The organism is Caulobacter sp., from assembly GCF_035254145.1.
In the GTDB taxonomy this organism is placed as follows: Bacteria; Pseudomonadota; Alphaproteobacteria; order Caulobacterales; family Caulobacteraceae; genus Caulobacter.
In genome coordinates this window covers 1-9,495 of the sequence record NZ_DATFAV010000153.1, presented here as the reverse complement: position 1 = coordinate 9,495, position 9,495 = coordinate 1, and the positions used below count along the sequence as shown (strand labels likewise).

Annotated in this window: 9 protein-coding genes; 5 read left to right on the top strand and 4 right to left on the bottom strand. The window is 67.9% G+C overall.

What is annotated here, in order from left to right; genetic code table 11:
• Window positions 1-797: carbohydrate kinase family protein (locus VJ655_RS09000; protein ID WP_324110730.1), on the bottom strand; the 797-nt coding region annotated here is incomplete at its 3' end.
• Between the two features lie 80 nt (window positions 798-877).
• Between VJ655_RS09000 and VJ655_RS08995 the strand changes: the two genes are divergently transcribed.
• On the top strand, window positions 878-2,152 hold the full coding sequence (locus VJ655_RS08995; RefSeq protein ID WP_324110729.1) for an aminotransferase class III-fold pyridoxal phosphate-dependent enzyme: 1,275 nt from the start codon (window positions 878-880) through the stop codon (window positions 2,150-2,152).
• A 67-nt stretch (window positions 2,153-2,219) separates the two neighbouring features.
• Here the strand turns inward: VJ655_RS08995 and VJ655_RS08990 are convergent, their stop codons facing one another.
• From VJ655_RS08990 to VJ655_RS08980, 3 genes are all read right to left on the bottom strand, one after another.
• Window positions 2,220-4,616 carry a TonB-dependent receptor gene (locus VJ655_RS08990; protein ID WP_324110728.1) on the bottom strand — a complete coding sequence of 799 codons (2,397 nt, stop codon included), beginning with the start codon at window positions 4,614-4,616 and terminating at the stop codon, window positions 2,220-2,222.
• A gap of 43 nt (window positions 4,617-4,659) precedes the next feature.
• On the bottom strand, window positions 4,660-5,649 hold the full coding sequence (locus tag VJ655_RS08985; RefSeq protein ID WP_324110727.1) for a FecR family protein: 990 nt from the start codon (window positions 5,647-5,649) through the stop codon (window positions 4,660-4,662).
• A gap of 97 nt (window positions 5,650-5,746) precedes the next feature.
• Window positions 5,747-6,274, bottom strand: a complete 528-nt coding sequence (locus tag VJ655_RS08980) for an RNA polymerase sigma factor (RefSeq protein WP_324110726.1) — start codon at window positions 6,272-6,274, stop codon at window positions 5,747-5,749.
• A gap of 166 nt (window positions 6,275-6,440) precedes the next feature.
• Here VJ655_RS08980 and VJ655_RS08975 point away from each other — a divergent pair, with 166 nt between their 5' ends.
• The 4 genes from VJ655_RS08975 to VJ655_RS08960 all read left to right on the top strand — a co-directional run.
• Window positions 6,441-7,160, top strand: a complete 720-nt coding sequence (locus VJ655_RS08975; protein ID WP_324110725.1) for a thermostable hemolysin — start codon at window positions 6,441-6,443, stop codon at window positions 7,158-7,160.
• Complete coding sequence (locus VJ655_RS08970; RefSeq protein WP_324110724.1) at window positions 7,157-8,623, top strand: AMP-binding protein; 1,467 nt, start codon at window positions 7,157-7,159, stop codon at window positions 8,621-8,623. Before VJ655_RS08975 ends, VJ655_RS08970 begins: the two co-directional genes overlap by 4 nt.
• The gene (locus tag VJ655_RS08965; RefSeq protein WP_324110723.1) at window positions 8,620-9,288 is read left to right on the top strand and encodes an iron-containing redox enzyme family protein; all 669 of its coding nucleotides are present in this window, start codon (window positions 8,620-8,622) and stop codon (window positions 9,286-9,288) included. The genes VJ655_RS08970 and VJ655_RS08965 overlap by 4 nt, the downstream gene beginning before the upstream one ends.
• A partial coding sequence (locus VJ655_RS08960) for an SDR family NAD(P)-dependent oxidoreductase (protein ID WP_324110722.1) occupies window positions 9,281-9,495 on the top strand: 215 nt, incomplete at its 3' end. The genes VJ655_RS08965 and VJ655_RS08960, both read left to right, overlap by 8 nt.

The window sequence follows — 9,495 nt, the reverse complement described above, 5'->3', positions numbered from 1 at the left end:
TCCAGGGCGGCGATGAACCCGGCGCAGTAAGAGTCGCCGCAGCTGGTCGTATCGACCGGCTTGATCGCATAGGCCGGCAGGGTGGTCCTCGCATCATCCAGCACCACGACCGAGCCCCGGCCGCCGTTCTTGATGATGCAGCCGCCAGCGCCCAGTTCGCGGAAGACGTCCGCCGCCGCGAACAGATCGTCCCGGCCGGTCAGCAGCAGGGCCTCGGCGGCGCTGGGCATGAAGTAATCGACGAAAGGCAGCAGGCGCTTCAGTTCGTCCAGCGCCGTGGCCTGGGGCGAGATCAGGTCGCAGGTCACGATCGTTCCCGCCTCGTGCGCCGCCTTGACCAGCTCCGCCCCCGCCCCGCTGTCCAGGCGCGGACCGCCGACCCCGGCATAGTGCAGGAATCGCGAGGAGGTCGCCGCCTCCAGCGCCGCCGGCGTCGCCGCCGCCAACATCCCCGCGCCCAAGGCGTGGAAGTTCGGCCGGCGCCCGGCCGAGTCGACCGCCAGCACCGTCGTCGAACTGGGCAGGCCCGGCAGGGTCTCCAGCGCGGTGAGGTCGATCCCCGCCTCCTCCAGCGCCAGGCGGATGAAGCGGCCGATCAGGTCGTCGCCGACGGCCGAGGCCAGCTTGACCGACATGCCCAGCTTGGCCGCGACCAGGGCCGCCCCCGCCGCCGTCCCGGCTGGCGCGCAGGCGATCCCTTCGATCAGCGTGGTCCCCTCGCCTTCCGGCAAGGCGTCGATCGCCCGCGCCACAACGTCCAGGGTCGTCAGTCCGATACACGCCAGGCCGGTCTTCATGCCGTCTCTCCCCTACATTGACAGCCACTATGCCTCAGTCATTATGATAGTCAAAACTATCTTATGGCGGGACGCTCCACATGACCTGGACCAACAGCAAGGACACCGCGCTGCGCGAGCGCGCCATGGCCGTGATCCCCAACGGCATGTACGGCCACCAGTCGGTGATGCTGCTCCCCGACGACTATCCGCAGTTCTTCGATCGCGCCCAGGGGGCCTATCTCTGGGACGTCGACGGCAACCGCTATGTCGACTTCATGTGCGGTTACGGTCCCAACCTGTTCGGCTACGGCCACGCCGAGATCGACCGAGCCTATGTCGATCGTATGAAGCAGGGCGACACCATGACCGGTCCGGGCCAGGCCATGGTCGAGCTGGCCGAAGCTCTGACCGCTCAGGTCAGCCACGCCGACTGGGCGATGTTCTGCAAGAACGGCACCGACGCCACGACCATGGCGATGATGATCGCCCGCAACTTCACCCAGAAGAAGACCATCGTCCTGGCCAAGGGCGCCTATCACGGCGCCCAACCGTGGTGCACGCCGCTGAAGAACGGCACCACGCCTTCCGACCGCGCCAACCAGGTGTTCTACGAGTACAATGATGTCGAAAGCCTGGAAGCGGCCGTGCGCGAGGCCGGCTCGGACCTGGCGGCGATCTTCGCCTCGCCGATCAAGCACGACACCTTCGTCGACCAGGAACTACCCAACCCTGAATACGCCCGTCGCGCCCGCGAACTGTGCGACGAGCACGGGGCCTTGCTGATCGTCGACGACGTGCGCGCCGGTTTCCGCCTGGCCCGTGATTGCAGCTGGTCGCTGGTCGGGGTGAAGCCGGATCTGTCGAGCTGGGGCAAGGCGATCGCCAACGGCCACCCGATCTCGGCCCTGCTGGGCGCCGACATCGCCCGCTTCGCCGCGGCCACCATCTACGCCACCGGCTCGTTCTGGTTCTCGGCCGCGCCGATGGCCGCCTCACTGGCGACCCTGAAACTGATCCGCGAGACCGACTATCTGGAGCGAACCATCGCGCTTGGCGAACGCCTCCGCACCGGCCTCGACGAGGTCGCCGGCCGCCACGGCTTTGGTTTGCGCCAGACCGGCCCGGCCCAACTGCCGCTGATCATGGTCGACGACGACCCGACCGGGGCCAGGGGTTATTTCTGGAACAACGCCCTGCTCAAGCGCGGCGTCTATTTCCACCCGTGGCACAACATGTTCATGACCACGGCGATGACCGACGCCGACATCGATCACGCGATCGAAGCCGCCGATGACGCGTTCAAGCTGTTGAAGGCCGCCGGTCCCCTCGAGCCAGTGGCCAAGCTGGAGTTCCTGCACTCGGTGGCCGGCTGACAGGCGTGACGACGTCAGGGAGCGGACGGCGCTCATATCGGCCGGCCCCCTCGCAACGCGAGACGTTCTAGTAACGCCTGGTGATCTCGATAAGGATCGATCTTGGCCGCTGGGGCGTGGCCTGGCGGGAGAATTTCAGCGTGAACGGATTGCCGTAAGCGAACGTGTCGCCCGAGCTATCCAGGAGATTTTCGACCGAGAGACCGATGCTGAGCCGATCCGATCGGAGCCTCATCGCCGCGCGAGCGGTCGCGTATCCGCCCATGGACGGAGCCGTATCGGCGTCAAAGCTCAGGCTGGAGCGGCCGACATAGCTTAGCCCCCCGTTCCATCCGATGCGCCAGTTGCGGGAAAATGCGCGCTCATAGTCGACGCCGAGCGCGGCCGAACCCTTGGGCGCGCCCGCCAGGCTCAGGTCGACGCGGCCCGGGAATGCCGGATTCACCGACTCCAGTTCAGGCTTGTTGAGCAGGAAGCTGGCGTCGAGCCGCAGGCCTCCTTGAACGTAGCTTCCCTCGAATTCCAGGCCCATGTTGCGCCCATTGCCGAGATTGGCCGTGTAAGGCAGGCCGGAAGGCAGCAGCTGGTCGCTCTGGATGTTCTTCCAGGTCGCCGCGAACGCTGCCGCTCGGAGGCGCAGCCGTCCGTCCAGCAGGCGAAGCTTGGCTCCCGCCTCGAAGCTCCAGAGTTCATCGCCATCGTAGCGGCGCTGGGGTTCTCCACCCGCCGTATCGAACATCTGCGTCGGCAGGAGCGCGGTGTTGAATCCGCCCGCCCGATAGCCCTCCGCCGCCTGGACATAAAAGAGCATGGCGTCCCTCGGCGCGAACGAAACGACCGCCTTCGGCGCGAAGCCCACATAGCTTTGACGATCGCGGAAGGCGGCGGTTCCGCCCAGAGACGAAGCCAGGCTCGAAACCTCGGTGCTGGTGGCGAACAGTCGCCCTCCCACGGTCAGGCTCCAGCCGTGTCCAAGATCGCCTATCGCCTCGCCGAACAGCGCGGCTTCACCAAGCACGTCGCGACGGGTCTCGCGCGCGAGAAGCGAAGGTTGCGGATCTTGTATCGTAAGATCGCCGTCGCGCCCTTGTCGTGTCCTGGCCAGGAAAGCGCCCGCCTGCCATTGGATCGCCCCCCGCCCACGCGAAGCCAGGGAGGCTTCGGCGACGACCGCCTCCACGTGATTTTTGTCGTCGAAAGCGACCGCCGCGTTCGACGGCGCGGCGACCGGTGGCGCGGCGCTGGCGTCGTAGCGGCTGCCGATATCGTGCCGGACGGTGGCCAGCGTCAGTTTGGCGTCCTGGCCAAACAGGGGCCCCTTGAGGCCGAGGTGAGCGGCCAGGAAATCGTTGTCGTGGGGCTCGGCCAGGCGGTTTCGGCGCGCATAGCGGCCAACGGCGGGATTGGCGTATTGCGTGTCGTCGGAGGTGATCGCTTGAATCGCCGCCCCCGTTTCCGCGCTCCAGCCTCCCGCCAGCGGTGCGGACAATAATGTTCGCAAGCCCGAGCGCCGCGTGCTGTTGACGTTCGACCGCGCCTGTCCGCGGTCATCGATATAGCCGCCCTGCCTTTCGGCGTAGGCGACGATCCGCGCCGCGGCGCGCCCGCCCAGCAAGGGGGCGTTGACCATGGCCGAGACGCGGCCGCCGCCTTCGCCGCCGCGCATTGTCGAGGCCGAAGCGGCGACCCACGCGTCAAAGCCCGTCGGATCGGGGCGATGGGTGGTCAATTGAAGCACCCCTCCCAGCGATCCAGCGCCATACAGCGCGCCCTGCGGTCCACGAAGCACCTCGACTTGAGCGACGTCGATCATCAGCAGATCGGGATCCGGCGCGTTGTAGGTCAGCCGGACATCATCCAGATAGATGCCGACCATCGACTGCGTCTGACCGGTCAAGGGCCCGTCGGACAATCCCCGCAGGATCACCTTGTCCCGCCCCGGCCCGAGGTTCGTCACGGTCATCGCTGGAACGACCAGCGCCAGGTCGTTGGCGTCCTTGACGCCGCGAGCCGCCCCGGACCGCTCGTCTATCACGCTGACCGAATAGGCAAGACGATCGGCCAGGGTCGGCCGACGGGTGGCCACCACCACCAGTTCGGAGAGCGGTGGCGACGGCTCCGCCGCGATTTCCGCCCCGACCGCAGGCGCCGGAACCGGCGGGGGCGGCGGGGGGCGGCGAACGATCTGATAGGCTTTGGAGTCGATGCGGCGCGCATCACAACCCGTACCGGCCAGCAGCGCTTTCAGAGCCGCCGGGGCCGAGGCGTGTCCGGAAAATCCACGCGAAGGTTCGCAACCCGCCGTATCGCTGAGATCGATCGAGACGCGCCCCTGGATGGCGAAGGTCGTGGCGGCCTGCTTCACCGGCCCGGCGGGAATATTGAACACCGAACGCGCGTCGGCGTGCGCCCCGGCCGGCGCCGCGGCCAGGCCGATCGCCGACGCCAGCAGGAAGCGTCGCAACGCCCGAATCCGCAAATCACGCCCCTCCGAGACGGTCAGAGCGTCACCTTAAGATGATTTCTCCGCCCACGCGATCCACCGAGAGCGACGCATAGGTCGCCAGCAGGCGAACGGCGGCGTCTTCGTCGTCGAGAGCGATCACGCCGGTGAAACGGCGACCAGCGGCTTCCGGCGCGATGCGGATGGGCGTCGAGAAGCGGCGATTCAGATCGGCGACGATGTCGCCCAGCGTCTCGCCATCGGCCACCAGTTGCCCTTGCGACCAGGCGAAGGCGTCGTCGGGCTCGACGCGCCGGATCTGCGAAACCCCAGCGCCTTGGACGTGACGCAACTCCTGCCCCACGGTCAGCCGCGTGGGCCGCTCGCCCTTGCCGTCCCGCTGGGCGACCTCGACGACGCCTCGGCGAACGGTGACGCGCACGCTACGGCTGTCATGCCGGATGTTGAATTCGGTCCCCACGACCCTCACGGCCTGGTCCCCGACACCGATTACGAATGGCCGCGAAGGATCCTTGGCGACGTCGAAACTGGCCTGGGCCAGACCCATCTCGACGCGGCGGGTCCTCCAACCCAGGCGGACGCTGAGCTTGGAGCCCCCGTCCAGCATGATCCGACTGCCGTCGGCGAGATCGATGCGCCGCGTCTCACCGGGCTTGGTCTCATAGGTGACCAGCTCTCCCCGCGAGGCGTTCCACAGCGCGGGCCCACCGACCATCACGGCCAGCGAGGCGGCGATCGCACCGGCCATCCACGCTCGGCGTGGGGCCGGCATTGTTCGCCGGGTTCCAGGGAAGGCGATCACGGCGGGCGCGGGAGGCGGCAGGACCCGTGCGATCTCATCCTTGCGTTCGGTCAGGTCGGCGACGATCAGCTCGGCCTCTTCGAACGCCGCCAAGCGTGCGTCCGAGCTTTCGAGCCAGTCGGTCAGGGCGGCCCAATCGTCGGCCGTCGCCGCGTCGGACTGGACGCGGACCAGCCACGCGACCGCTTGGTCGCGCAAGGCCTCCTTCGTCTCAAGTTCCTGTTCGCTCATCCGACTTCGCCACTCTCGAGAAGGCTGTCCGCCTCCCCTATCGCCCCAAAGACGCCACAAAGCGAAAGGCGCCTCAAAAGAATTTCACGAGCCGATTTCATGGCCAGCGCCCCACCTTGGCGACGATCAGCTTCAGGCTGGCCATCATGTACTTCTCGACGCTGGAGCGGGACACGCCCATGGCCTGGGCCGTCTGCGCGTGGCTGAGCCCTTCCAGCTTGTGCAGCCGGAACGCTTGCTGGGCCGCGGGCGGCAGCGCCTTGACCGCTTCCAATATTCTGGAGAGCTGCAGTCGGGCGGCCGCGGCCTCATCGGCGGGCGCCTCGTCGGCGATCTGGGCGCCGCCGACGTCCGAAACGTTGGCGCCGTGCCACTGGGCGTCGCGCGCTTCGGCCCGGCGACGCACCTTGATGCGGTCCAGCATCAGGTTCGTGCCTAGGCGGTAGAGATAGGCGGCCGGATTGTCGATCGCCTCGGGCGGGCGGTCGGCGATCTTTAGATAGATGTCCTGCACCAGATCCTCGGCCGCCTCGTCGGAACGCAGGCGCACTCGGAAATAGCGAACGAGATCCTCACGCCGCTGCATGTAGGCGGAAAGCAGGGGATGGACGTCGGCGTCGTCCAAGGCGCGGTCGCGCTCCTCAAAGGCTCGGCGCCGAGAATCCGCGCCTGCGACAATCTTTCCGAACCGAGGACCCGACGCAACCGCCGAAAGCTTTGAGGCGCCCTGGCCTGGGCGTCGTCCTTGCCGGTCGAAGGGCGCCGAGCGCGCCACTGGGCTGGAGATCGCCTTGCTGGAAGTCATGATGATGAACGACGGCGCGCCCGTCGGCAGCCTGCGGTTCGACGCCGACCGCGTGCGGCGCTTCACCTCGGTCGAGCCCCGGGTGATCTCGATCCACCACCGCTTCCGGCCGGAACGGCGGCGGGTGGAGGCCTATATCGAGGCGACCTACGCCGAGGCCTTCAACGGTCGGATCCGCGCGCACTATCCCACTCTGATGAGCGTCCAGGACGCCGAGGGCGAGATCCACGCCGCCGTAGGGTTCCGCCTGGCGGGTGATGAGCCACTGTTCCTAGAGCGCTATCTGGACGACCCCATCGAGGTCGCGCTGGGCCAGGCCACGGGCCTTTCCACCGCGCGCGCCGGCGTCGCTGAGATCGGCAACTTGGCTTCCCAGAGCGCCGGAGCCTCACTGTTCCTGTTCATGGCGATGGCGCGCCATCTTCGGCAGTTGGGCTGCGAGCACGCGGTCGCCACCGCCACCCGCCAGCTGCGGCGCACCTTCGCCCGCGTTGGCTTCCCAATACGCCGCCTGACCACGGCCGACCCCGCGCGGCTAGGCCCCGAGGCCCGAGACTGGGGCGGCTACTACGATCGCGACCCCGAGGTTCTGGCTGGCGCGATCGCTCCGGCGCTCGAGCCCTTGGCGCACCTGTTGCTGATCGGGCCCCCAGCCATTCCCGGCGCGTGTTCGCGCCTGCACCCCTGCGTTGGAGCCGACCAATGAGCCGCGTCCTGGCCGCCATCGCCCAGCGGGCCCGTCTGAATGAGGGGTCTATCGCTCTCAGCGACCATCGCATGTCGCTCACCTATGGCGGGCTCGAAACCGCCATCGAAAGCGCCGCGCGGGAGCTTTTCCAATGGGCGCCGCTGGTGCGCCCTGGTTCGCCCCTCGCGATCCGGCTGCCCAATGGTCCGGCATGGGTGATCCTGGACCTCGCCCTCGTCCGCCTGGGCTGGGCCAGCCTGCCGCTGCCCGGCTTCTTTACAGACGACCAACGCCGGCACGCCATGGCCGACGCCGGGGCTTGCCTGCTGATCGAGCTGGCGGACGGCGCCGAGGGCGACCTGACTCTGGCCGAAACGCCGCTGCGCGTGACGCCCCTGGCCCTACCAGCACGCGCCCTGCCCAATGGAACCGCCAAGATCACCTACACCTCCGGCTCCACCGGCCAGCCCAAGGGCGTCTGCCTGTCGCGCGAGCATATGGAGGCGGTGGCCGCCTCGCTGGTCGAGTCGATCGGCGCTGACTATGCGGGGCTCCATCTGCCGCTACTGCCGCTGTCGATCCTGCTGGAGAACGTGGCCGGTCTCTACACCACCTTGCTGGCGGGCGGGCGCTACCACATCCTGCCATCGGATCGCTTGGGCCTGGCCGACCCCTTCCGGCCCGACCTGCCGCGCCTGGCCGGCGCGATCGCCGAAAACCACGCCAACAGCCTGATCCTGGTCCCCGAACTGCTGCGGGCCCTGATGATGGTCATGACCTTCACGGGCGTGCGCCTGCCCGAGCTGAAGCTGGTCGCCGTCGGCGGCGCCAAGGTCTCGCCCTCGCTGCTGGCCAGGGCCGACGAACTGGGCCTGCCGGTCTATGAAGGCTACGGCCTGAGCGAGTGCGCCTCCGTCGTGGCGCTCAACACGCCGGCCGCCCGCAAGGCCGGAACCGTCGGCCGGCCCCTACCCCACCTGCGCACGCGCATCGAGGACGGCGAGATCGTCGTCGAGGATTCCGGCTTCCTAGGCTACGCGGGCGGCCAAGCGCGCCAAGGCCCGGTGTTCACGGGCGACCTGGGCGAGATCGATCAGGACGGCTTCCTCAGCATCTCCGGTCGGCGCGCCAACACGATCATCACCGCCTATGGCCGCAACGTCTCGCCCGAGTGGGTCGAGAGCGAGCTGACCGCCCAACCCGAAATCCGCCAAGCGGTCGTGCTGGGCGAGGCCCAGGCCGAGCTCTCCGCTCTGATCGTGCCGCTGATCCCCGGCATGGACGAGGCGGCCATCGCGGCCGCGATCACCCGCGCCAACGCCAACTTGCCGCCCTACGCGCAGGTGCGCCGCTGGCTGATCCGCGACGCCTTCGACGCGGCCGCGGGCGAACTGACCAACAACGGACGTCCTCGGCGATCGGTGCTCGGCGCCCGCCACCGGGACTTCATGGAAGCTTCCACCACAGGAGACCTCGCTTGACCTTCTACCAACGGCTCGTGACCGAAACGATCGACGGACAGATGGCCCTGGCCTCGACGCCCCAGATCCAGGACGGCCTGATGGGCCGCATCTCCCGCGAGACCTACATCGCCTATCTGACCGAGGCCTATCACCATGTGAAGCACACCGTGCCGCTGATGCAGGCGGCGCGGGCGCGGATGGACGAAAACCACCAGCGCTTCGTCGAGGCCCTGGACGAGTACATCACCGAGGAGACCGGCCACGAGCACTGGATCCTCAGCGACATCAAGAACTGCGGCGGCGACGCCGAGGCCGTGCGCCATGGGACGCCTCGCGCCGCGACGCTCGCCATGACCGACTACGCCTACGACTACGTCAGGAACGCCAACCCGATGGGTTTCTTTGGCATGGTCTTCGTGCTCGAAGGGACCAGTGTGAAGCTCGCGACCCATGGCGCGGAAGCCGTGGCGAAGAACCTGGGCCTGGGTCCGGAATGCTTCAGCTACCTGACCTCTCACGGCGCGCTGGATCTGGAGCACCTGAACTTCTTCGAGAAGCTGATGAACGAGATCGACGATCCCGCCGATCAGGCCGCCATCATCGAAGTGGCCCAGGCGATCTTCGTCCGCTTCGCCGACATGTTCCGCGCGATCCCCCATGTGCGGGAGACGGCGAATGTCTGATCGCAAGAGCGTTCTGATCACCGGCGCATCCGGCGGGCTGGGCGGCCTGGTCGCCAAGCAACTCGCGGCCGAAGGCGCCCATGTCGTGGCGCTGGGCCGCACGCGGCCGGACGGTGTCGACGATTTCCTTCGTCACGATCTCGCCACCCTCGACGGCATCGAAGCCGCCGCCAAGGACGTGCGCACTGGTCGCTGGGACATCCTGGT

Excerpts from the sequence above, each read along its gene's own strand:
- VJ655_RS08970 (WP_324110724.1), top strand. The coding sequence starts at position 7,157 with ATGAGCCGCGTCCTGGCCGCCATCGCCCAGCGGGCCCGTCTGAATGAG.
- VJ655_RS08995 (WP_324110729.1), top strand. The coding sequence starts at position 878 with ATGACCTGGACCAACAGCAAGGACACCGCGCTGCGCGAGCGCGCCATG.
- VJ655_RS08985 (WP_324110727.1), bottom strand. The coding sequence starts at position 5,649 with ATGAGCGAACAGGAACTTGAGACGAAGGAGGCCTTGCGCGACCAAGCG.